Here is a 23,400-nt window from a genome sequence, read left to right as displayed (position 1 = left end):
AAAGTTCTAATTTTCCAACGATAGCAAGATAGGAAATCAACTTGTAAATCTGCTACAATAAGGGTGCAAACCAATTTTCATTTGTTACGAGGGGAGGAGCCGCCATTGAAAATCACCTTTTACCTGGTGCTGGCCTTGCATCTGGCGGCTGTGGCATGCAAGCTGGGACTGCTGTTTATGATCCCGCGGCTGAAAAACGTCGCGCAAGTGCAGTCGTTCCTGGCGAAATATAAAAAATTCGACTCCGCCGCCAACTGGACGCTCTGGTTGACAGGCGGCGCGATGCTACTGACGAACATCCGGCTGCTGTTTCAAATGTGGCTGCTCGTCTCGATGCTGATCTACATGGCCGTGTTCTGGATCATCAAGCGGGTGGCGCTGCGCGGCATGGAAGAAGTCGCAGCCAGCAAGAAAATCCACGCCCACGAAGAGTTGCGCAAGCTGCGCATCGAAAACCTGTGCGCCACCGTCGTCGTGTTCATCCTGCTGATGTCGATTGGTACTTTGATGATGACAAAACCGTTTTGATCCTCCTCACGGCTCTTCGATCCACTTGCAATATCCCGAAAGAAACAACATTCGAAAAGGAATTTACGTCTGAAACGCGAATATGATCATGGAGGAAGCATAAAACCAATGAAGGAGGATGCAAATGAAACGAAAATTGACGGCTGCATCGTTGACAGCCCTGTTGGCCGTCGGTGCACTTGCCGGGACCGGATTCTCGGCCGCTCCATCGAACAACACCACTCCGGCTTCCAACGCTTCCGTCGGCAAAACGTATATGGTGGCTTTTCAGAAAGAGCTGCCGGCAAACTATGACTCTATCATAGCCGATGCCGGCGGAAAAGTCCTGCGTGCCCTGCCCGAACTGGGCGGTCTGGAAGTCGCTTCAAGCAACCCGTCGTTCCTCGACAATCTGAAAGGCGTTGCCGAAATCCAGGCGGCAAATGTCGAAATGGTGCATCGCCTTGACTACAAAAAGAATGATCCGACTGCGGCGGACGGCCAACCAGTCACCGACATCCCGCAACCCGACCAAATCGACAGTTATTGGAAGTACCAATGGGACATCCAAAGAATCACCAACAACGGGGCTTCCTACAGCCTGGAAACGGGAGGCGCCAAAAACGCTGACGGAACCGTGACGCACAAAGCGGTTGTCGGCATCATCGACTCCGGTATCGATCCCAACCATCCGGATCTGAAGGGCAACCTGCTGGGAGGGGCCAATTTTGTGCCGGCGGGCGTCGATGATACGGAAAAAGGCGACCCCAACGACATCCTGGACCGCGACGGACACGGAACCCATGTCGCCGGTTCGATCGCCGGCAACGGCAAGGTAAAAGGAGTAGGTCCGGAGCTCGGAATCCGTGTGTATCGAGTATTCCCGAAAGATGCGGGAGCACCGACTGCCTGGATTGTAGATGCGATCGTGCAGGCTGCCAATGATCGAGTCGACGTCATCAACATGTCGCTTGGCGGATTCGATTCACACAAATACTTCTACCAAGGCAACAAATACAGTGATGTAGCCGACATACTGCTTTGGAAGCGGGCCATCCAATATGCCATCCAGCATAATGTCACGGTTGTGGCGGCAGCCGGCAATGATTCGCTCAATTTGGACGACAAAAAAGCGGTAACCGCTTATATGAATGCAACATACGGATACCTTGGACTGCAATTCAAGGGCCCGACAACTGAAGTTCCCGGTCAGATTCCGGGCGTGATCACCGTATCGTCCTCCATTGAATGGTCGACCGACAAAATTGCGTTTTATTCCAACTACGGTAAAAGTACCATCACTGTGGCAGGGCCCGGAGGCGACAACGGTCCGGTGTTTGACGCGACGCGCGACTTGATGAAGCGCGACTTCCATTACCGTACGCTGAGCACCTGGCCGACCTACCTGCCTTCGTACTTCACATCGAACCTGAAAAGCTATGCGCTGCTGCACGGAACCTCGATGGCCTCGCCGAAAGTGGCCGGTATTGCGGGCGTCATCAAGGCGGCTCATCCGGAACTGACCCCGCCGCAAGTAGCCGCTCTTATCAGCCAGACGGCAAATGATTACGGCAAGCCTGGCAAGGATGAACTGTTCGGGGCCGGCGAAGCGAACGCTTACAACGCCCTCACCGGCACAAAGAAATAAAGATCAATCGTCTCAAGCCGCTCCCGCAACGGGGGCGGCTCTACATACAAAAAAAAGCGGCCAAAATGCCCCCCAGCACAATCAGCACCAGATTCACGCGCAATAGTGCCAGAAGAACCGCGATCACTCCGCCGGCCAGCGCCGATTTCATATTGCCGGTGGACGACAAAATCCCCGGAAAGATCAACGCACTCAAAGCAGCAAACGGAACAAACCGTAAAAATCGGTTCCAAAACGGCGGCAACTGGATATTTTCTAATGTGACCATCGGCAGCATGCGCGGAATGTAGGTAACCGCTCCCATGCCCAGCACCAGCAGCCAAAGCGAATCGATCATGCGCTCGCCTCCTCCGGAAACAACATGGCTCCAACGGTTGCCGCCAGAACAGTGGCGATCATGATCCCCCAGCCGGCGGACAATCCCTTGAAGAGAGGAACCCACTTCAAGCAGCTGTGAATCGCCGCCGCCAACAAGGCAATCACCAGCATCGGGCGCGATTTTTTCAGGGAAGGAGCCAACAATCCGATAAACATCGCATACAGCGCAATCCCCATGCTTGCCTGCAACGACTGTGGCAACCCGGCGCCCAAAAACAGACCGATCCATGTACCCGCATTCCATGCCAGGAAAGCGATCAGGTTCAATCCGAGGACAAAAGAGGGGCTAAGGTTTTGTTCCCGACGGAACGAGGCTACGCTGAACGTCTCATCCGTAACGCCGTAGGACAGAAGCGCCATCCATTTTTTCGACGTCCCCGGCGCGATCCGGCGGGAAAGAGACGCGGTCATGAGAAAGTGGCGCAAGTTCAAAATTAAGGTGGTCAACACAATTTCCCAGTGTGACACACCGACCGCCAACAGGTTGACTCCCACAAACTGGCTGGCGCCTGCAAACACCAACAAGGACATCAGCACGCCGATGGAATCCGGAATCCCGGCCGATTTTGCCAGCAAACCGAACGTAACGGCAATCGGTATGTAGCCTATGGCGACCGGAATCCCCGCTTTTGCCCCGTCCCGGAACGTTAACCGCTCGCCTGCCTGGCTTGCCGCTCCCTCCATAGACATTTTCCTCCCGCCTCCCGTATACTGTTTGTATGATTTATTATACAATTGTGCGTCATGATATACAATAAGGAGGATCGAAATGGAACCGATCCATCTGCGAATTGCCAAAAATCTGCAGCGAATCCGCAAAAACAGGGGGCTGAGCCTCGACAAGACAGCCGAACTGACCGGTGTCAGCAAAGCGATGCTGGGGCAGATCGAACGCGGGGAATCCAATCCGACCGTCACCACCTTATGGAAAATCGCAACCGGGTTAAACGTTTCTTTTTCCTGTTTCATTGAAGAAGAAGCGTCCCCCGTAACGGTCGTTTCGCTCGACCGGATCGAACCGCTGGCGGAAGAAGCCGGTGCCTACAAAGTCTATCCGCTGTTTCCGTTTGACCGGGCGAAGCGGTTTGAAATTTTTACAGTACTGCTGGAGCCGGGCTGCAGTCATCGGTCGGAAGCTCATCAACCGGGTGTCGAAGAATATGTGATTGTTGCCGAGGGCGAGTTGCAACTGGACATCGACGAACAGACGTACACGGTCGGGCCTGGCAACGCGATCCGGTTCCCCGCCGACCGGCCGCACGTTTATCGCAACCGAACCGAGTCCCGTACCCGGATTCAAGTGTTGATCTACTATCCGTGACAGGTGCGTCTACCAGTGAAGCGGCTTCCGCACCCGTTTTCCGCTTCGATCATCTGCTATTCAAGCTGGGGGCTTCAACCCTGCTGTCGTGCCGCAAACACCTCTTTCAGCAGGCCGATAAACGCAATCGCCGCTCTCGACAAATAATTGCCCTCCCGGTATGCGACCACCAGGGTGCGCGTCGGTACAGGGTCGGTCGGCGACAGATAGACCGGCTTGCCGGATGCCCAACCGGACCGCGCCACCATCTCCGGCACGAACGCAATCCCCATGCCGGCCGCCACAAGCGACTGAACGGTCTCAATGTTGCTGCTTTCAAACGCGATGCGCGGTTCGAATCCGGCCTTTCCGCACAGTTCCAGTACAATTTGGCGAAACCCCTGTCCCCGCTTCAGCAGGATAAACGGCTCGTCCCGCAATTCCGGCAAGCGAACGCCCACTCCCTGCGGATCCCTCGTCCGCCTGGCAAGCGGATGCTGCGGCGGCACTGCCAACAGGATTCGCTCCGTTAAAATCGGCTCATACTGCAAAGCCGGATCCTGCAGCGGCAAGGTGAGCAGCGTGAAGTCGGTCTTCCCTTTCGCCGTCAGTTCCTCCAGTTCGGATGTGGTACCTTCCACCAACACCACCTCGATGCCGGGAAACCGCTGTTGAAAAATGGGCAGCGCTGCTGGCAGCACATGCGCCCCTGTAATCGGCAGACTGCCGATTACCAGCCGGCCTTTTTTAAAATCGGCCACATCCTCCATCTCGCGCCGTAATTGCTCGGTCAGATCGAGGATTCGCGCAGCCGTTGCGACAAACCGCTCCCCCGCATACGTCAGTTCCAACGGGTTGGCGGTCCGGTCGAACAGCTTGACGCCCAACTGCTGCTCGATCTTCAGGATTTGCTGGCTGAGCGACGGTTGCGAGATGTGCAATTTTTCGGCCGCCCGGGAAAAACTGCGTTCTTCCGCCACCTTGATCACATACTGCATCTGGCGAATTTCCATTTTCATTCGCCTCCCGCGTTCAGTTTGCTTTTCGCCCCCGTATTGGCGGCGATTTTTCGTTCCAGCATGCCGGTGGTCAGATACACGCCGACAAACACCAGCAGTCCGCCGACGATTTGCGCCCAGCTGATCGGTTCACCGAGCAGCAGGCCGAGCAGCGCCGTAAACACCGGAATCAGATTTAAAAAAATGCCCGCTTCGCTGACACCGATCATCCGCACCGCCACGTTCCAGAACACAAACGAGCCGATCGACGGAAAAATCACCATATACAGAATCCCGATGACCGCCAGCCGGCTGATGTGGCTTGCAGCGACCGGGTGCGCCAGCGCAAACGGCGCCATTGCAACAGTTGCCCACAAAGTGGATACCGCTGTAGCGGTGATCGGCGGAACTCCGGACAGCCGTTTGCCGATGATCGAATACACCGTCCAGACGACCACCGCTGCGATCATCAGCAAATCCCCAAAATTAAATCGGGTTTGCAGGATTTGTGCGAGATGTCCCTTGGTCAGAATCACCAGCACGCCGATCAGCGAAATGACAAAGCCGCCCGCCTGGAATCCGGAAATCCGCTCCCGCAGCAAAAATACCGAAAACAGCACGATCACCCCGGGATTTAACGCGTTCATCAAAGCCGCATTGGTGGCCGATGTATACACAAGTGCCGAGTAGAGCAGCAAATTATAGCCAATAACGCCAAGGATTCCCATACTGAGCAGCGGCAGCCAGGCTTTTGCCGCTTGTCGCCAGTCCGGTTTCTCGAAAAAATGGGCGATTGGCAGCAGCGCAACCAGCGCCATCAGCCAACGGGAAAACGTGATCCAAAGCGGCGTCACGTCCGCCACCACATACTTTCCAAACACGTAATTGCCCGCCCAAAACAGATTGCACAACACCAGCAACAGCCAGGCTTTATACTTTTCCAACTCCGCTCCCCCGTTCTTTTATAGGAAATTCCTATAGATTTTATAAATACTATATATTCGACCTATTGATGATTTCATGGTACAACATGAATAAGATTCAAACAAGTGAGAAGCGAGGAGGCGACAGCATGACCGCGCCACGCACGTTATTTGAAAAGATTTGGGATGCGCATGTGATTCATGCGGAAGCGGGAAAACCGAGTTTATTGTATATCGACCTGCATCTGGTGCACGAAGTCACTTCGCCGCAGGCGTTCGAAGGCCTGCGCCTGGCGGGACGCAGGGTGCGGCGGCCGGAGCGCACATTTGCCGTGATGGACCATAACGTCCCGACCACCGATCGCAGTTTGCCGGTCGAGGATCCGATTTCCAGACAGCAGATGGACACGCTCGCGAGAAACTGCGAAGAGTTCGGGATCCGATTGGCCGATCTGCACAGCCCCGACCAGGGAATCGTGCATGTGATCGGGCCTGAACTGGGGCTGACCCAGCCGGGCATGACGATCGTTTGCGGCGACAGCCATACGTCGACACACGGCGCGTTCGGCGCGTTGGCGTTCGGTATCGGCACGAGCGAAGTCGAGCATGTGCTCGCCACCCAATGTCTGTGGCAGACGAAACCGAAAACGATGGAAGTCCGCGTCAACGGCAAGCTGCCGTTTGGCGTCACGGCGAAAGATTTGATCCTCGGGATGATCGCCAAATACGGGACCGATTTTGGCACCGGCTACGTGATCGAATACACCGGGGAAGCGATTCGCTCCCTGTCGATGGAAGAGCGGATGACCGTGTGCAACATGTCGATCGAAGCAGGGGCCCGGGCGGGCCTGATCGCCCCGGATGAGACCACCTACTCCTATCTGCGCGGCCGCCGTTACGCGCCGCAAGGCGAGGAGTTTGAACGCGCGGTTGCAAAATGGAATCAACTGCGGACAGACGAAGGGGCAACCTACGACGCGGTTGTGGAATTTGACGCAGCGAGCCTTGTCCCGCAAGTCACATGGGGCACCAGTCCCGGCATGGGTGCGGACATCACGGGTCACGTGCCGGATCCGGCCGATTTTGCCACCCCGGCGGAACGAAAAGCGGCAGAAGCGGCACTCGCTTACATGGGGCTGACGCCCGGCACCCCGATGACCGAAATCAAAATCGACCGTGTGTTCATCGGTTCTTGCACCAACAGCCGGATCGAAGACCTGCGTCTGGCTGCAAAAGTCGTCCAAGGCAAAAAAGTCGCTCCGCACGTACAGGCGATGGTCGTTCCCGGCTCGTACCGCGTGAAGGAACAGGCGGAACGGGAAGGATTGGACCGGATTTTCAAGAAAGCCGGATTTGAATGGAGAGAACCGGGATGCAGCATGTGCCTGGCGATGAATCCGGATGTGCTGCAACCGGGAGAGCGGTGCGCGTCGACCTCCAACCGCAACTTTGAAGGGCGGCAGGGCCGCGGCGGACGCACGCATCTCGTGTCCCCGCCGATGGCGGCTGCGGCTGCGATCGCCGGACATTTTGTCGACGTACGAAACTGGGAATAGGGGGGAACCGCATGCAACCTTTTGTCAAACATACTGGCATCGTCGCACCGTTGGACCGGGTGAATGTGGACACGGACGCGATCATCCCGAAACAATTTTTGAAGCGGATCGAGCGGACCGGGTTCGGCCAGTTTCTGTTCTACGATTGGCGGTTTGATGAAACCGGCAATCCGCGACCCGATTTTGAACTGAACCAGCCGCGCTATCAAGGCGCTTCCATCCTGCTCACGCAGCAAAACTTCGGCTGTGGATCGTCACGGGAACACGCGCCCTGGGCGCTGCTCGATTACGGATTCCGGGCGATCATCGCCCCGTCGTTTGCCGATATTTTCTTCAACAACTGTTTTAAAAACGGGATTCTGCCGATCCGCCTGCCGCAATCGCAAGTGGATGAGCTGTTTGCCCGCACCGCGGCCCACGAAGGGTATCGGTTGACGATCGATCTGGAACATCAAAAGATCACGGACGAGCGCGGATTTTCCGCCGGATTCGAAGTCGACCCGTATCGCCGGGAGCTGCTGCTGAAAGGGTTGGACGACATCGGAATCACCCTGCAATACGAAGACAAAATTCGGGCATACGAAGAGCGGCTGGCGTAACCCGGCCGCTCTACACTTACGAAATCGTTCGCTTTGGAGACAACTCGACTTCAGGTTTCGCCAGGCATGGTTGCCCCTCTATTTCGCCCGTACGTAAAACCGCATCATCGGACCTTCCTTGATCGGTTGCACCACCAGTCGATGCCCGTGGGCCACCACCTCTTCCGGCAGGCTTGCAAACGACTGCGGACAATCTGTGATCACTTCCAGGATTTCCCCCGACTTCATTGCGGACAGCGCTTCCAGCGCATACACAACCGGATACGGTCAGGGTTCCCCTTCCAGGTTGAGAGTGTAATCCGGCATGATTTCCTCGTTCGGCCAGTCGCTCATGGAAAGGTCACCTCCCGCCCGATTTTCACTTCCATATCGGCCGCTTTACCTTTCGCCTGCAGATCGCAGCGGACTTTCGCCCCCCACAGCAGGGAGAATAGGTACCAGGCTACCAGCAACAGCACGGTGCCGCCGATCGCGCCTGCCCATCCCCATTGCTGCAGCAGGTTGATTTTCGGCCAGCCGTTTTGGAACGTGTTGTACAGATTCAGATGATCCCACCCCCACGCCAGCAGGCTTGCCCCGACGATATTGCCGATGCCGACCACCAAAAATTGCACCTGCCCGCCGACCACCCGGTACATCCAGCCGGTTTCACAACCGCCGGCGATCACGATGCCGACACCGAACAACAGGCCTCCGACGAGCGCGCCAGGACTTGCCCACCAGGAGATCGGTTTCAAGCCTGTAAAATGAAACACCGCCGTCGCGAGCGTTGCCACCAGAATCCCGACCGCCAGCGCCCGCGCCATCACCGACCGGCCGCTCACCCACAAGTCGCGAAAGGCCGATGTAAAGCAGATTTGGCCGCGGTCGATCGCCAACCCGAACAGCCCGCCGAAGATCGCAGCGATGCCGAGTTTCCACTGGTTCATCAGGAAAAAGTAGCAGCAGATTCCGGTATACAGCAGGAGAATTCCTGCTCCCAGCAGCGGTTGCACCGAACGCCGTTTTTTCGCAGGCGGACGAACCGGCCCCCGCCCACCCGTCCGCAAGTCGGGTTTCCCTAGCATCAACGGGTGCAGGGCGATTTTTACGCCGAAATAGCTGCCGATCAGCGTCCCCAGCATAAACAGCCAAGAATGCAGCGAAAACTGCGGGATTCCCGTAAAAAATGCTGCCAGGTTGCAGCCCATCGCCAGCCGTGCGCCAAACCCGGCCAGCAGGCCGCCGACAAATCCCTGGACAAGCCGGCGTTTTTGCATCGGCACCCGAATTTTGAAATTGTTGGCAAACAGCGTGCTGATCAAGGCGCCAAACAACATGCCAAACACGATCCATCCGTCTGTCCGTTCCCACGGTGCCTGCTGCGGATTGAATTTGATCAGCGTCAGATACGACCAACCGGAAGTGTCGACGCCCAACAGGATCAACACATGCCCACCTATCCGCGTAAATTCGCCGGTGACCGCCCAAACGGTTCCTGTCAAGCCGAAATAAAATGCGCTCAAAAGCCCCACAAAAACGGCGGCCACAGTCGGATTCCAGATCCGGACGAACGTGTTGTCCCAGATGGTTTTGAAATGTCCGACCAACTCTTCCCTCACTCGTTTCTCCTCCCATCCACACAAGGTTCCCGACTATTTTATTATAACAAAGGGTAATAATACCATCGATCAAAGGTTATAACCATCTCCGTAAGCGGATCGCAAACAGGCTCAACATTTCGATGAGGGAGGATGCAGATGGAGGTCGGGCCGCCGTGTGTTGTGCTACAATGAAAGAAAAACGCACAGGAGGCGCATATGGAAGTTACGCTCGAAATCGTCGTCCGTTCCACCGAGATCGATGTGAACGGTCATGTGAACAACGCGAAGTATCTCGAATATCTCGAGTGGGGACGGGAAGAATGGTTTGAACGGCACGATTTGCACTATGACCGTCTGCTTGCGATGGGAGTGCAGACCGTTACCGTGAACATCAATATCAACTACCGGAAAGAATGCCGGCAAGGGGATGTGTTGCAGATCAAAACCCGGCCGCAGAAACTGGGCCGCACCAGCTTCGTGTTTCAGCAGGAAATTTGCAAACAAAACGGGGATTTGGCGGCCGATGCAGCGGTCACCATCGTGACGATCGATACAGAGTCCCGCAAAAGCCGACCGGTGCCGGAGGAGATCGCCCGGCTGTTTCACGACTGATCGGCCGGTTGGCGCGATTTTCGCTCCTCCATCCCCGGCCGGATCTGGGGAATCGCCGTGCCGCCTGGCGCCTCCCGCCGATACAATGTAGTAACTACATGCCGGGAGGTGCCGACAGTGAAATTCTCCGATTTTGTGAAAATGGGCAGCCACACGTTCGGTTTGCTGCAGAACAAGGATTTGCAGGAATTGTTCGGAATGGCGAAAAACGGCTACAAATACTACAAGGAACAGCAGGAGAAAAATCGCCCGAAGCACGTGTTCGTCCCGATCTACATTCCACACCATTACCCGACTCCGATCGACTCGCCGCATTGGACAGGTTCGCACCTGCACGGATCGCACAGTCCGTACGGACACTTCGGTCGGCCACCGGTGGGCCGGCTGGTGTCCCATCGCAAACCATCGCGCCCGCAAAAATAAAGACCTTGCAGCCCGTCGACAGGCCCGGGCAAGGTCTTTTTTATTTGCATCGATTCATTTGCAGGATGCGACCGTCAGCTATCCGGACCTGGATTTTCGGTTCACCAATAACAGCGATTCTCCCATTCGAATCGAGGCCGCCTTGCAGGGCAAAAAAGTGGTCTGCACGATTCTGAAGCTGAATCCGGCCTCCGATTGACGGGGGCCCTTCCGTTTTACTCGTAATGGCGCTGTTCGCCTTTTTGCTTTTCCGCCCACTCCAGAAAATCCTTGCCGTTAATATACGGTTCACCACCCGTGATATGGGAGTCGATTTGCCCGCGTTCTACCAACTGGCGGATTTGTTCGATCGGCATCCGCGCCCGTTCCGCCAGCGTCCAAATATCGTAATACTGATCTCTGCGCACACCTTCGATCCGCATGTCGATTCTCCTTGTTTGCAAATTTTGCACTTCTATCGTTCCCGCTCACGGCCGCTTCCATGCGCGGACGGCAACCGGGAACCGAGGAAACTCCGCTAAGAGCACCCGCCACATCACCCAGCGAAGTGTCGCTTCACTTTGCAGCTTACTCCGAGTACTTCGCTGGGGCCCCGTATGGGGCAACGAGGAGTTGATCATCCGTGATCAAAAAAGCGCCTCCTAATCGGCAGGCGCAGTCTGCGAATAATCTTTCGTATCGGGCGCAAACCATTTGATCCCGATGCTGGCACGGCCCGTTTCATCCGGCGGATTGACCTGAATTTCCGCTTTCGGCAGCGGTTTGCGGTTGATTAAAATGTTCGCGTTCGCGGGATCGTCTACGTAAAAGGTGAGTCCCCTCACCTTGTCGATGGTCACCTCTTGTTTTCCGAACAGCGGGTCGTTGATCGACAGGATGGAGATGTGGGTCTTGCCGTTTTTCCGGTGGATCCTGTACTGCACGAACTGTTGGGCGACGCTGTAGTTCAGCAACCTGGACGTGCGAGCAACCAGGATCTTGCCGCTGTAGTGATAATCGGCGAGCCGGCGCAGCGCTTCCACGTCTTTTGGCAAGTAAAACGGAAATTCACTGGTGCTTCCCCCAAAATGCTGGGCAAAAATGCAATACTGCCGATTGGCCATCAATCCGTCCAGCCGCTCTTTCGTCAGATAGCGGTCGAAATTCCCGTTTTCCACCGCCCAGGCCCAATTGATTCGGCCGTTCACCAGTTCATGCGTGAAGCGGTGGAATCCCCAAATTTTCTGCCCGTCTCGCAGCTGAATGGGAAAAATCGGACTGTCCTGTCCAAACTGGGTCTCGCCCACCGAATTCCAGACAAACCGCACACCGTTTTGAATTGTGATATCGGTGTGGTAATAGGGCGATTTCGGATCGTCTCCCGCTTGGTAGCGCGAGAATTTGAACGGATTGTAATCGCCGAAGTTCTGCTTGTTCGCTTCATTCCCATGATTGATCCAATAGACCGGCCGGATGCCAAATTTTCGCAAATTTTCCCAGGCGGCCACCGCCAACTCCCGCGAAAACACGACATCGTTCTTATCAGACCGACTGAAATTGCCAAACGTATGCATCCCGTCGATCCATCCGGCGTCAAAATAATGCTTGATCATGTGGGCGTTCTTGTACGTTTGCGGATCCAAAAACCGGTTGAACGTCATCACCGCGTCTCCCGACTCCCCGCGGAAGTCGACTTTCGACCGGTCATCGCTCCCGTTGTACATCCAGAACGTGTCCCCGACATCAAGCCCCAAGCCAGGTCCTGCCGGCGTCATCTCCTTCGTGTTCAGAAACCGGTGATACACCGCGAATTCGCGCGGCGTGGTGCCGTCGATGTCACTTGCAAACGCGAACATCGCCCGGTACGGATACGGGAATTTGCGAAGATCGCGCGCCCGGTCCGGCGGAATCGGCCGCTCATCAGGCCGCGTCTCCTCTTCGATGACCACCGATTCACGATCGTCAGTCGTCACGTCCAACTGAAAATTGACAGCCGTCGCCGGCAGCACTCCAAACCGGTGCAAGCCGATCACCCCAGCGGGAATGCCCAGACAAAAAACGAACAAACAGCCCCCCACAATGCGTGATATCACCGAAAGCTCACCCTATCCCAAAGCGTTTCATTTCCAAGTGAATTATACCATCAACCCTGTTTACTGTGGTTAAGGAATTAAAAAAATGATCTGCCGGATCGCCTGTTTCGCTCCCAATAATTGCATATTCCCGTTAAATTCGATAGAATCTTTAGAAGTTGGAATGCCGACCGTTTTGTCTCCCATATGCTGGATGGGCGGCATCAGACCGAACACGAGGAGGGGTACCATGCAGAACAATTTGCTTCGATTCGATTACGCAAAAGCTTTGCCGTTTGTCGCCGAACATGAAATCGCCCAGTTCGAGCCTCTGGTGAGGACGGCGCATCAATTGCTGCATGAGAAAAAAGGAGCCGGCAGCGACTATGTCGGCTGGGTCGACCTGCCCGTCGCCTATGACAAAGCGGAGTTCGCCCGGATTCAACAGGCAGCCAGGAAAATCCAATCGGACTCGGACGCCCTGGTGGTCATCGGCATCGGCGGGTCGTATCTGGGCGCCCGCGCCGCAATCGAGATGCTGTCCCATTCGTTTTACAATCTGTTGCCGAAAGGCAAACGGAAAACACCGGAGATTTATTTCGCCGGACAAAACATCAGCGCCACCTACCTGAAACACTTGATCGATCTGCTGGAAGGAAAAGACATCTCTGTCAACGTCATTTCCAAATCGGGAACGACGACCGAACCGGCCATCGCCTTCCGGATTTTCCGCGAGTATCTGGAAAAAAAATACGGAAAGGAAAAAGCGTGCAAACGCATTTACGCCACTACCGACCGCGCCAAAGGGGCACTGCGCAAACTGGCCGAGGCGGAAGGATACGAAACGTTCGTGATTCCGGACGACGTAGGCGGCCGCTTTTCCGTGCTGACGGCCGTCGGATTGCTGCCGATCGCCGTTGCGGGAATCGACATCGAAGCGATGATGGCGGGCGCCGCCGCTGCCCGCGAGGCATACTCGATCCCGCATTTGCAAGAAAACCCGTCATACCAATACGCGGCGGTTCGCAACGCTTTGTACGCGAAAGGAAAAACGATCGAGCTGTTCGTCAACTACGAACCGGCATTGCATTACATATCGGAATGGTGGAAACAATTGTACGGCGAGAGCGAAGGGAAAGACCACAAGGGAATCTTCCCGGCGGCGGTCGATTTTTCGACCGACCTCCACTCGATGGGGCAATACATTCAGCAGGGAAGACGCCATCTGTTTGAAACGGTGCTGCAAATCGAGCGGCCGGCGGAAGATCTGGTGATCGGGGAGGACCCGGACAACATCGACGGCCTCAATTTCCTGGCCGGCAAAACGATCGACTATGTCAACAAAAAAGCGTTCGAAGGCACATTGCTCGCCCACACCGACGGCGGCGTCCCCAACCTGGTCGTGCAACTGCCGGAGATCTCTCCCTATTCGTTCGGAAACCTCGTCTATTTCTTCGAAAAGGCGTGCGGCATCAGCGGCTACCTGCTCGGCGTCAATCCGTTTGACCAACCGGGTGTCGAGGCCTACAAGAAAAACATGTTTGCGCTGCTCGGCAAACCGGGATTTGAAAACGAGCAAGCGGAACTGGAGAAGCGGCTCCGCGGCTGATCGAACCGGCTCTTGAGCGACTGCCTGCCCCCCCTGCCGGTCAGGGCAACTTTCACTTGCATCAGGATGTTCTGATCGGATCCGCTCCGCGTCGTCCTATGGATCGGGCGATGCGGGGTTTTCTTTGCATGTTCACCGATAGGAAAGCGGACACTAACAGAAATCCGAAGCTTGCCAAACTGTTTCACCTGTGAGGGATGGGACGAACAAATGGGACCGCAACAAGAGGTGTCAGTATGGAGTTGGCAATTATCTGCACATTCCGGTCCGTTTACTTCCGAACATGTTCGATATCAACATCATGTTCGATTTATTGGTGTTTCCCGTTCTCAATGTGCTGTATAACCAAACCTCCTATCGTTCCGGTCTGGCAGGGATCATCAGCCAGGCCATCCTGTACAGCGTTCCGATCACGATACTGGAATATTGGTTTGAGAGATATACCCGCCTGATTCAGTATGAAAACTGGTCGTGGATGCATACATTCCTGTTTATTGCAAAATCGATAGCATGTGCCACAGCCGCCATGGCGGTCGTCCACTCTTTCCGCATCGAGAAGACCCCCAGCCAATGTAGCAACATCAGGTACCCCACCATCATCGCCCACCACAACGCGAAGTACAGGATCTGCCTTGCCCCGTCTCTTTTCATCGCTTTAAAGCATATATACACCAACGCGCGCTCGTGACCTGATGACCGCCTGGATGCTATATTATTATTTGTATTTTTTTGTGATTTGGCAGCAAGGGGTTGACCGAATTGAGCAGAATCATCAATGTCATTCTCGGTTGCATGATCGTCAGCCTGGGAGTCATCCTCCTCCACCATTCCCACCTGGTGACGGGCGGCACTGCCGGGTTGGCGCTCAGCTTGACGTATCTGTCAGGAATTCCATTTTCTGCCATGTTCTTTTTGATCAATATTCCGTTCTATGCCCTCTCGATCCTGCGGATGGGATGGGGCTTCACGCTTTCCACCGTCTTTGCCGTCACCATTCTGTCTTTTATCACCGGGCTTGAACAGTGGCTGCCCGACTTTACGCTTTCGCCGCTGATCGGCGGTGCGGCCGCCGGCATCGTGATCGGCCTTGGCCTCAGCCTGATCCTGCTGAATCGCGCCTCACTCGGCGGCGCCAACATCCTGGCCCTCTATTTGCAGAAAAAATTGGGGTGGGATCCGGGCAAAATCAATTTTCTGTTTGACTTCGCCGTCGTCCTGTCCGGCATTTACAGCGTCGGCTGGTGGCACGGACTCTGTTCGATCCTGTCGATCTACCTGATCGGCAAAATCGTCAGCAGCTTCAAACACCGGATCGCGGCGAAACACGCCCCATCTTCCCCGGTCACCCCGCCGTCGTCCAATGCAGCGTAACAAGCGGCAACAAACAGCCACCTGCCAGATGGGACTGCTGCCGTCTGTCCAGCGGACGCCAGTTCCCTCAAGCAGGTGGCTGTTTTGTTAGATCGCTTCCTCACTTCTCGCGGGTTTCATGTTCTTCGGCGATACCGGGGTTCGGCTCAAAATCCTGGTTGACCCGCATCCAGAGATGCAGATCGTTGATGATGCTGGCCAACGAAAAGATTTCGCTGTACAAATCGCAAATCGTACCCCAATCCTCTTCCCGCCCGACGCGTGCCTGACGCTCCTCGATCTCCCGTTCCAATTCGAGAATCCGGTCGGGAATCCGTGCTTTGATTCTCTCCCACTCGAGGATCATGTCATGCCGCTCGTCCGCACTCAGCTCTTCCCATTCTGCCAGCAGGTGCGGCACCCGGATGCCGAGCCGCTCGTCATATTCAAAACGATACTTCATCATCATCATCGATCCTATCTTGTCTGTTTCTCTCTTTATCCTACACCGATTTGCGAGCCGAATCAATTAAGGGACGAGACGCGCTTGCTTTTTTTCATTCGTTCGTGCAACAGCATGACCATCGCCACCGCCCAGGCGAGCGGCCGGTTGCCGTTCGGTTGGCTGGTGCCGCCGATGTACAGTTCGGGCACCCGGCCGTCCGGCGGGACGATCCGTTTCGTTTTTTCCCAGTATTCCTCTACCTTGTCCTCTTCCCCCAGCACGGAAAAGCAAAGTCCCAGCCAGGGGAAGCCGAAACACCACTCCGCTTCCCGGCCTTCGTTGAAATACCGGTCTCCCTGGTAGCGGATGCACCCGTATGTTCGCTCCAGTTTGGTGGTTACGTCGTATAAAATTCGAAACGCCATGTCCCGGGAGACGATCTGATACGGAAAAATGAGTGACAGGAGGGCCAAATCCGTTTTTTTCGTAACGCTTTCCCGCGGCAGCAGCCGGGCGAGCGTCGCCTGCCCATTGCGGATCAGATCGTCCGGGACGTCAACCAGTATGCGAACCGCCGTCAATCCGGCGACGCACGCGCCAACGCTGGATGCGTGCACTTCGACGTTCTCTTCCCACATCCCGTTGTCCGGCTCCTGCCAATATTCCATACAGGCCAGGTAGTCGACCAATTTTTGCAAAATCCGGCGGTCGGCCTCACTCCGCAGAATCGGTTTGCCGTGCCGCATGCCTTCGCCGACTCCCCACAAAAACAGCCCGATCGAGTCATTCTGCGCATGTCCCCAAGGCTGCGGCAACTCGGTCAGGTCACAGGAATAGCGGGCATGAATATACTCATAGGGGAGCACTGGCTTTTGCCTTGTGTGGATGTCGATTTTCCATTCATATCGAAGAAACAGGTCTAGTAACGCATGATAGGTTTTCGCATACCGGTCACAGCCGGAATACAGGTAGGGCAGCACCGTATATCCGACATCCCGCAGCCAGACATACGAATAGTCGTCGGAGGGACTTGCCATGTAAGCTCCATTTGGCAGCCGCATTGATTCGAGCACCGAGTGAAGCGCTTCCAATCTGATCCTCTCCCTTCTACGACCAGTATCGACCTACTGTCCAGCGGATTAACCCCCGTACTTCTTTATACGCACTTGTCAACAAAAAGGTCCCACAGCATACGCTGCAGGACTTCCTCATCAGTTGGCCTGGCTTTGGAAAAGCGCGATCTTGTTTTTGTATTCTTCCGCCAGTTCATCCGCCTTGCGGCGCGAACTGCTCTGGGCGACCACTTTGAACAGCGCTTTTTCGGAATCCGGCACAATCAGCGCCCAGCCGTCCTCCGTCAGCACTTTGATGCCGTCGATCAATTCCAGCTGCTGGCCTTGCATCTCCTCCATCAGCCGCCGCATCACCCGGCCTTTCGCTTCCGCCGGGCAGGCCACCTCGTTCGTGCTCATGTGGAATTTCGGCAGCCGTTCGATCGCCGCATGCAGGGTGGTGTCCGATTTTGCGATATATTCCATGATCGAGACCAGCGAGTAGACCCCATCGGAATGGACCTGCAGCGGATTCAGCTTGCCCACTTCCAAAAGTGACCGGAACACCGCCTTCGTCCGGATGATCGGGACACCTGCCTGTTCGATCATTTCTTCGACGATCGACGGGGCGGTCACCGGTACCGCCATCGGCGACTGGTCTTTCAGGGCGACTAGGGTTTGCAAGACGATCGTTTCCGCTTCCGACAAACGGTAACCCGTTTCCGTATAGATGCGGAATGTCTGGCCGCTGGTGTCAAGCTGGATGCCCAAATCCGCCTTGTTGTCGGTGACAACATGTTCCAGCATCGCTCCCCCGTTGAAAACGGTGATCACGTGGCAGCCGAGCCGCTCCAGCACGGGATGCATGACAGACATGACCTGCGGGCTTTCGCAGTGGAACACCACTTTGAAGCCACGATTACGAATCGCTTCCACATCCGCCCGTGACAGCACTTCCCACACATACGGATCGGCGATCTGAAAGCTGGTTTCCAACAACCCGAGCGATTTCGTATCCGGACGGGGAAAATCTTCCTGCACAAACGCATTTTCCACCTTCCGTTCCATCCCCTTGTCGATCGGCAGCCCCTCGTGGTCGAAGAACTGGAGCACCACCCGTTTCTCGTTGCCCGTCCCCGCCTTGCGGATGTGGATGCCCCCCTGGCTGTTTGACCGCCTGCATTCATATCGTGCGATCGGCGCCAACGTGGTGCCAATATCGCGGACGCAAACCCCGATCGCCAGCAGGCTGGAGATGACCGAATATTTCAGGATGCTGCTGAATGGATGTTCATCGCAACTGACCGACACGGTCGCCCCTTGCGGCAGGCAGGAACCGAACGCGGAGGCGACTTTTCCCGCCAGTTCGGGCGTGATTTCGAGATTGGGGATGCCGCAGATGCCCTCCGAGCCAAACAGGCGGCAGCTGGCCGATTTTCCCCAGATCAGCGACGACTGCTGGACGGTGCTGGCACCGACCGCTTTTTGCGGCCAAATTTTGATTCCCGGCCTGATCACCGCCAGATCGCCAATCCAGCTCTTCTCCCCGACCACCGCATCTTCGCAAACGGTCGCTCCTTCCCCGATCCGCACGCCGTGACAGAGGGTGGCGCCGGACAAGCTGGCCGAACTTCCGATGTAATTTCGATCCCACATCACCGACCGTTCCATGTCGGCGCCCGGTTCCACCCAGTTGTAGCGGCCGAGAATCGCATACGGGCCGATTTTCGCCCGTTCGTTGATCACCGTTCCCTCTCCGATAAACGCGGGACCGACGATTTGCACTCCTTTTTGGATCGTGACGTCATCCTCCATCCAGACATCGGGGAACACTTCGTTGCCATTGATTTTCACGTCCACCCGGCCGTCGAGCATGTCAAACTGCGTCTGCCTGTATTGCGCCAGATTTCCGATATCCGACCAGTACCCTTCCGCCACATACCCGTACAGCGGCAGGTTCTTGCCCATCACCAGCGGGAACAGGTCCTTGCTGAAATCAAACTCCTGCCCTCGTTCAAACAATTTCAGGATCTCCGGCTCAAGCACATAGATGCCGGTGTTGACCGTATCGCTGAACACTTCGCTCCAGCTCGGTTTTTCCAGGAAGCGGATGATTCTGCCGTCCTGTTCTGTCATCACCACACCATATTCGAGTGGCACGTCGACCTGTGTCAGCACGAGTGTCCCGATCGCCTGTTTTGCCTGATGGAACGCGATCGCCCGGTTCAGGTCAAAATCGGTCAACGCGTCGCCGCTGATCACCAGAAACGTCTCATCGAGAAATTCCTCCGCGTTCTTCACGCTCCCTGCTGTGCCGAGCGGGGATGTCTCCTCAAAATAGTGCAGCCGCACGCCGTACTCCGATCCGTCGCCAAAATGGTTCTTGATCACCTGCGGCAAATACTGCAGCGTGATCGCAATCTCGGTGATCCCGTACCGTTTCAGCAAATCGATACTATATTCCATGCACGGGCGCCCCAACAGCGGCACCATCGGTTTCGGCAGATGGCACGTCAACGGACGCAAACGAGTTCCTTTTCCTCCAGCCATGATTACAGCTTTCATAGCAGAATCCCCTCTCCCCTCCATGTTTCCCCGCGGACTGACGACCGCGAGTCGTCAGTCCGCGGCGGCCGCCGTCTCAAAGCTGGCTCGGCTGCTCTGCTGCACATTTGCAATTTTCCCGTAGACACCGATTGTTTGTTCCGCAATCCGGTTCCAGTCGAACCTCCCGATTTCGGCAAGCGCCGTTTGCGCGAGCCCCGACGCCCAGTGCGGATCGCGGAGCAGATCCTTCACCTGGGTGGCCAGGGAATGGGCATCTCCCGGATACATTTTCAAACCGTTGTGCCCGTGCTGCACCACATCCCCGAGCCCCCCGACATCCGATACCACGACCGCCGTGCCGGCCGCCATCGCTTCCAGCGCCACGATCCCAAACGGTTCATACCTGCTTGGAAAAACGGCCACTTCCGCGATCTGCAGCAGCCGGTTCCGCTCGTCATCCGGGATGAATCCGGTGAACAGAACCTTCTCCCGAACGCCCATCCGCTCCGCCAATTGCTGCAATTCCCCGGCGGCAGGCCCTTTGCCGGCGATGACAAATTTTACATCGGGAAATTCGGCCAAAATTGCAGGTGCGGCTTCCAGCAACGTATGCACCCCTTTTTCCCGCACCAGGCGGCCGATAAACAGCACGATCCGTTCGTGGTCCATCGCATAACGCTGTTTGTCTCTCCTATCAACAGCGGCTTTCGGCTGCAGCAATTCCGGGTCCACACCGTTCGGAATCACATCCAGCTTGTCGGCGGGCAATTGAAAAATCGTCTCCACTTCCCGCCGCATATAGGTGCTGCAGACGATTACCCGCTGCGCCTCGTAAGTCAGCCTCCATTCCAAGTGGCTGATATACTGCTGCAGATCGGTGTAAATCCCCTCGTTGCGGCCATGTTCCGTCGCGTGAATGGTGGCAACCAGCGGCAGATGATACATATGCTTGATCGTCTTCGCCGCATAACAGACCAGCCAATCGTGCGCATGAATCAAATCGAACGTAAGCCCGGAGTCGATCAACATCTGACAAGCATCGATCATCATCAGGTTCAGTTGGAACGCCCAATGCACGAATTCTCCGCCATCCGGTTTCATCACATGCACGCGATGCACGTGCACTCCATCGACGACTTCATCATGTGGGTACTCTCCGATCTCGCTCGTGACCACATGCACTTCCCAACCATGCCGCACCAAATAGCGGGACAAATCATACACATGCCGTGCCAGCCCGCCGACTGTCATTGGCGGAAATTCCCAAGTTAGCATCAGCACCCGCGGGCGCGACCGCGTCGCAGCAAAGCGCGCTACGGGATGCCTGGACCGATAGACCCGATAGTCAAGGTCAGGAAACAGACGATCCAATTGTTCCAGCTGGATCAGCCACGGTTCGTCGATCGCCCCTTTTTTCAACATACCGTACAAGCGCATGAATCGGTTGATATGATACTTGGTGCGCTTCACGGCATAATCGACCATCGTTTTGTTGTCCATGATGAATGCCCAGTCGCTGCTTTGCGCCAGCATCAGCTCGCGGGCCGCCTGGTTCAGCGCACGTTGCTGCACAGGGCGCGGCTCCTGGAACCGGTTGGCCAGTTCGATCATCCGCCGTTCCGCCGCATGTAAAGCCGGATAAATCCAGTCGTTCTCGCCGCGCAGCCACACATCCGCATACCCGTTGCGTCCCCATGAGGACATCGGCAATCGGCAGACTTGATAGTCGGAATAAAGCCGCAAGTATTCGGACGGAGTGATCGTCTTGACCGTGTCCTGGTCAAAGTGGATTTTTCGCAGCAGCATGTCGATCCAGACCGGCCCCTCGTACCACCAATGACCGAACAGTTCCGCATCATACGGAGCGACCACGATCGGTTTGCGTCCCATCCGAAACGCCCAGTGCTCCACCTGTTTTTGCCGGTTGAACATAAAATGGCCCGCGTGCTCAGCCGCTTTTTCCCTCGCCCGGTGCGGATCGTACGGCTCTTTGTGGTCCCCTTTCCCGGTGATCCGATAGTACTTGATGCCCGTGTTGATTCGAATCCCATCCGGATGGAGGTACGGCTGAATGATGTCAAAATCGAGATCATATCCGATATCCCGGTAATATTCCCGGTACTCATAATCTCCCGGATATCCTTCCTGCGAACTCCACACCTGTTTCGACGATTCCTCGTCACGCGGAAAAGCGGCCACTCCATGCGGCGTAAGCACAGGCGACAGCGTGCCGAACACAGGCGCAGGGTCCGCGAGTTTTACGCCGTGCGAATCGGTGAAGAAATATTCGATTCCGCATTCCTGCAAAATCCGGTCGAGATCCGGTTTGAAACCGCACTCCGGCAGCCAGATCCCGCGCGGCGGCCGGCCAAAGTGAGATTCATGCAGATCGATCGCCGTCCGAATTTGCGCTCGAATCGCTTCTTCCGTCATCACCAGCGGCAAAAACGCATGCGTCGCGGCGGAAGTGATCAGCTCCAGCTTGCCAAGTTCCTGCAATTCGCGAAAAGCGGTGACCAGATTGCCATCATACCGCCGGTAAAAATCGCGAATCCCGGCAAAATTCTCCCGATAGCCGACTGCCAGCCGATTGAATTCCGGTGACCCGGCGGTGCGGATCACCTCTTTTTCCGCCAGTTCGATCAGCTTATTCAAATGGTTCAAGTATCGCTTCTGCAGCAGCGGATCGGTCAGCATCGAGACCAGCGTCGGCGTCAACGACATCGTCACGCGAAAATCCACACCGTCCCGCAGCAGTCCGTGATACACCTGCAGGAGCGGAATGTACGTCTCGGTCATCGCTTCAAACATCCAGCGTTCCTCCAGAAAATGTTCGCTTTCGGGGTGCCGGACGTAGGGGAGGTGGGCATGCAGCACAAGCGCCAGATACCCTTTGGCCATCACCTGCCGCCTCCTTTCTGCCCGCTCAGGCTGTACCCGGCAAACTGATCCCGCCACGGTTCGGACAGACCGATGGGAAGAGAATGCTGTTGCCGGCCGGATGAATCTGCCACGAACGGGTGAGGATCGACCGCCGGCCAACCCGCCGCCGTGTGCAATGTCGCGAAGCGAACCGTCGGTTGATGGGTCCGGTTGCCTGGCAAAGCGGAAGTCTCCACCACATTCGACCGCAAAATTGCAAAGAACTGTCCGGCAAAAGTGGTCGTTCCGAAGTCGACTTGATAGTTGCGTCCCGGTTCCACGCCGCGGATGTACCAGTTGTCGGACAGCGGGTGAACCGGAATGCTGCGGGTGGAATTGGCGTTATACCCGTTGAAATGGATGTGCGTCACATCATACACTTGCAGGAAAAAGGGAAGCGACAGCCAATCGCACTGAAAATGCTCGCTGATCAGCTGTTTGCGCAGCTCCGTGACTTCCCAGTAGACAAAGATCGTGCCCGGTTCTTTTGCCAACGCGACCAACCGGTTCATTTGCCACGTGCGCGTCCACGACTCGTCAAACAGGGAAGGAGCGAACACACTCTCGGTTCCCGCTTCCAGCTCTTTCGCAGCTTCCGTCTTCGCAGCTTCCGTCTCTTCCTCCGCCAACGATGTTGTGGCGTAAACTTCCATCTCCGATTGCTGTTCCAGATATTTCCGCAACCGGTAGCGAAACTGGCCACGCGTCATCCCTAACGCGTCCGCGATGCGGGTTTGACTCTCTCCCGCCTCCATCCTTGCAAGAATCTCATGCCATCGAATCTCAACTGCCCGCTTTCTCATGGTTCCCTCCAAAGTCTCACTGCTCTCTTATTTATGCCGTTTTCATTTCGCGTATGCCTGAAAAATCCCTTCGTACCGGGGAGTTCGTGAATTT

24 protein-coding genes are annotated in these 23,400 nt (G+C 55.9%); 11 read left to right on the top strand and 13 right to left on the bottom strand.

Translation table 11 applies throughout. The features are described from left to right. Positions 1–105: 105 nt before the first annotated feature. Positions 106–528, top strand: a complete 423-nt coding sequence (locus C230_RS0116490; RefSeq protein ID WP_018133161.1) for a hypothetical protein — start codon at positions 106–108, stop codon at positions 526–528. 124 nt (positions 529–652) lie between these two features. Beyond that, positions 653–2,155: a S8 family serine peptidase gene (locus C230_RS0116485; protein ID WP_018133160.1), complete on the top strand. Its 1,503-nt coding sequence runs from the start codon at positions 653–655 to the stop codon at positions 2,153–2,155. Positions 2,156–2,195: 40 nt separating this feature from the next. Here the strand turns inward: C230_RS0116485 and C230_RS0116480 are convergent, their stop codons facing one another. Both C230_RS0116480 and C230_RS0116475 read right to left on the bottom strand, forming a co-directional pair. Continuing rightward, positions 2,196–2,492 (bottom strand): AzlD domain-containing protein, encoded by a 297-nt coding sequence (locus C230_RS0116480; RefSeq protein ID WP_018133159.1) that lies wholly within the window; start codon positions 2,490–2,492, stop codon positions 2,196–2,198. Further along, positions 2,489–3,223 carry an AzlC family ABC transporter permease gene (locus C230_RS0116475; RefSeq protein WP_322786198.1) on the bottom strand — a complete coding sequence of 245 codons (735 nt, stop codon included), beginning with the start codon at positions 3,221–3,223 and terminating at the stop codon, positions 2,489–2,491. The genes C230_RS0116480 and C230_RS0116475 overlap by 4 nt, the downstream gene beginning before the upstream one ends. Before the next feature lie 79 nt (positions 3,224–3,302). Between C230_RS0116475 and C230_RS0116470 the strand changes: the two genes are divergently transcribed. Further along, positions 3,303–3,854, top strand: coding sequence for a helix-turn-helix domain-containing protein (locus C230_RS0116470; protein ID WP_018133157.1), 552 nt, complete (start codon positions 3,303–3,305; stop codon positions 3,852–3,854). A 74-nt stretch (positions 3,855–3,928) separates the two neighbouring features. On the opposite strand, the gene C230_RS0116465 is transcribed toward C230_RS0116470, so the two are convergent. Together C230_RS0116465 and C230_RS0116460 are read right to left on the bottom strand one after the other, a co-directional pair. Beyond that, positions 3,929–4,846 (bottom strand): LysR family transcriptional regulator, encoded by a 918-nt coding sequence (locus C230_RS0116465; RefSeq protein ID WP_040393838.1) that lies wholly within the window; start codon positions 4,844–4,846, stop codon positions 3,929–3,931. 2 nt (positions 4,847–4,848) lie between these two features. Beyond that, the gene (locus C230_RS0116460) at positions 4,849–5,775 is read right to left on the bottom strand and encodes a DMT family transporter (protein WP_018133155.1); all 927 of its coding nucleotides are present in this window, start codon (positions 5,773–5,775) and stop codon (positions 4,849–4,851) included. Positions 5,776–5,903: 128 nt separating this feature from the next. Between C230_RS0116460 and leuC the strand changes: the two genes are divergently transcribed. Both leuC and leuD read left to right on the top strand, forming a co-directional pair. Next, on the top strand, positions 5,904–7,310 hold the full coding sequence (leuC, locus tag C230_RS0116455) for a 3-isopropylmalate dehydratase large subunit (RefSeq protein ID WP_018133154.1): 1,407 nt from the start codon (positions 5,904–5,906) through the stop codon (positions 7,308–7,310). A gap of 11 nt (positions 7,311–7,321) precedes the next feature. Beyond that, entirely contained in the window at positions 7,322–7,909 is a 588-nt protein-coding gene (leuD, locus tag C230_RS0116450) for a 3-isopropylmalate dehydratase small subunit (RefSeq protein ID WP_018133153.1), read from the top strand. 78 nt (positions 7,910–7,987) lie between these two features. On the opposite strand, the gene C230_RS22105 is transcribed toward leuD, so the two are convergent. After that, on the bottom strand, positions 7,988–8,164 hold the full coding sequence (locus C230_RS22105) for a sulfurtransferase TusA family protein (RefSeq protein ID WP_018133152.1): 177 nt from the start codon (positions 8,162–8,164) through the stop codon (positions 7,988–7,990). 74 nt (positions 8,165–8,238) lie between these two features. Further along, positions 8,239–9,510 carry a selenium metabolism membrane protein YedE/FdhT gene (gene yedE, locus C230_RS0116440; RefSeq protein WP_018133151.1) on the bottom strand — a complete coding sequence of 424 codons (1,272 nt, stop codon included), beginning with the start codon at positions 9,508–9,510 and terminating at the stop codon, positions 8,239–8,241. Positions 9,511–9,708: 198 nt separating this feature from the next. On the opposite strand from yedE, the gene C230_RS0116435 reads away from it, so the two are divergent. From C230_RS0116435 to C230_RS23945, 3 genes are all read left to right on the top strand, one after another. After that, positions 9,709–10,104 carry an acyl-CoA thioesterase gene (locus C230_RS0116435; RefSeq protein WP_018133150.1) on the top strand — a complete coding sequence of 132 codons (396 nt, stop codon included), beginning with the start codon at positions 9,709–9,711 and terminating at the stop codon, positions 10,102–10,104. Between the two features lie 117 nt (positions 10,105–10,221). Then, positions 10,222–10,527 (top strand): hypothetical protein, encoded by a 306-nt coding sequence (locus C230_RS23045; protein WP_018133149.1) that lies wholly within the window; start codon positions 10,222–10,224, stop codon positions 10,525–10,527. A 58-nt stretch (positions 10,528–10,585) separates the two neighbouring features. Then, positions 10,586–10,726 (top strand): VanW family protein, encoded by a 141-nt coding sequence (locus C230_RS23945; RefSeq protein ID WP_018133148.1) that lies wholly within the window; start codon positions 10,586–10,588, stop codon positions 10,724–10,726. A gap of 16 nt (positions 10,727–10,742) precedes the next feature. Here the strand turns inward: C230_RS23945 and C230_RS0116420 are convergent, their stop codons facing one another. Further along, complete coding sequence (locus tag C230_RS0116420; protein WP_018133147.1) at positions 10,743–10,949, bottom strand: hypothetical protein; 207 nt, start codon at positions 10,947–10,949, stop codon at positions 10,743–10,745. Positions 10,950–11,168: 219 nt separating this feature from the next. Further along, positions 11,169–12,599 (bottom strand): hypothetical protein, encoded by a 1,431-nt coding sequence (locus C230_RS0116415; RefSeq protein ID WP_211208039.1) that lies wholly within the window; start codon positions 12,597–12,599, stop codon positions 11,169–11,171. A gap of 229 nt (positions 12,600–12,828) precedes the next feature. Between C230_RS0116415 and C230_RS0116405 the strand changes: the two genes are divergently transcribed. The 3 genes from C230_RS0116405 to C230_RS0116395 all read left to right on the top strand — a co-directional run bounded on the left by C230_RS0116405 (position 12,829) and on the right by C230_RS0116395 (position 15,558). Next, a complete protein-coding gene (locus tag C230_RS0116405) occupies positions 12,829–14,187 on the top strand; it encodes a glucose-6-phosphate isomerase (RefSeq protein WP_018133144.1) in 1,359 nt (452 codons plus the stop codon). A gap of 190 nt (positions 14,188–14,377) precedes the next feature. After that, positions 14,378–14,875, top strand: a complete 498-nt coding sequence (locus tag C230_RS21530; RefSeq protein ID WP_051074275.1) for a CBO0543 family protein — start codon at positions 14,378–14,380, stop codon at positions 14,873–14,875. Between the two features lie 71 nt (positions 14,876–14,946). Then, on the top strand, positions 14,947–15,558 hold the full coding sequence (locus tag C230_RS0116395) for a YitT family protein (RefSeq protein ID WP_026174377.1): 612 nt from the start codon (positions 14,947–14,949) through the stop codon (positions 15,556–15,558). A 100-nt stretch (positions 15,559–15,658) separates the two neighbouring features. Here the strand turns inward: C230_RS0116395 and C230_RS0116390 are convergent, their stop codons facing one another. From C230_RS0116390 to C230_RS21525, 5 genes are all read right to left on the bottom strand, one after another. Then, on the bottom strand, positions 15,659–16,003 hold the full coding sequence (locus tag C230_RS0116390; RefSeq protein ID WP_407635582.1) for a hypothetical protein: 345 nt from the start codon (positions 16,001–16,003) through the stop codon (positions 15,659–15,661). Positions 16,004–16,062: 59 nt separating this feature from the next. Further along, positions 16,063–17,043, bottom strand: a complete 981-nt coding sequence (locus tag C230_RS0116385) for a glycoside hydrolase family 15 protein (protein WP_051074281.1) — start codon at positions 17,041–17,043, stop codon at positions 16,063–16,065. Between the two features lie 150 nt (positions 17,044–17,193). Then, entirely contained in the window at positions 17,194–19,599 is a 2,406-nt protein-coding gene (locus C230_RS0116380) for a sugar phosphate nucleotidyltransferase (protein WP_018133139.1), read from the bottom strand. A gap of 54 nt (positions 19,600–19,653) precedes the next feature. After that, positions 19,654–22,482 carry a 1,4-alpha-glucan branching protein domain-containing protein gene (locus C230_RS0116375; RefSeq protein WP_018133138.1) on the bottom strand — a complete coding sequence of 943 codons (2,829 nt, stop codon included), beginning with the start codon at positions 22,480–22,482 and terminating at the stop codon, positions 19,654–19,656. Next, positions 22,482–23,306: a DUF4912 domain-containing protein gene (locus C230_RS21525; protein WP_018133137.1), complete on the bottom strand. Its 825-nt coding sequence runs from the start codon at positions 23,304–23,306 to the stop codon at positions 22,482–22,484. The genes C230_RS0116375 and C230_RS21525 overlap by 1 nt, the downstream gene beginning before the upstream one ends. Positions 23,307–23,400 lie beyond the last annotated feature (94 nt).

The sequence above is a fragment of the Effusibacillus pohliae DSM 22757 genome, from assembly GCF_000376225.1.
Taxonomy (GTDB): Bacteria; Bacillota; Bacilli; order Tumebacillales; family Effusibacillaceae; genus Effusibacillus; species Effusibacillus pohliae.
Note: the sequence above shows the minus strand (reverse complement) of the source record. Positions and strands in the feature narration are given on the sequence as shown.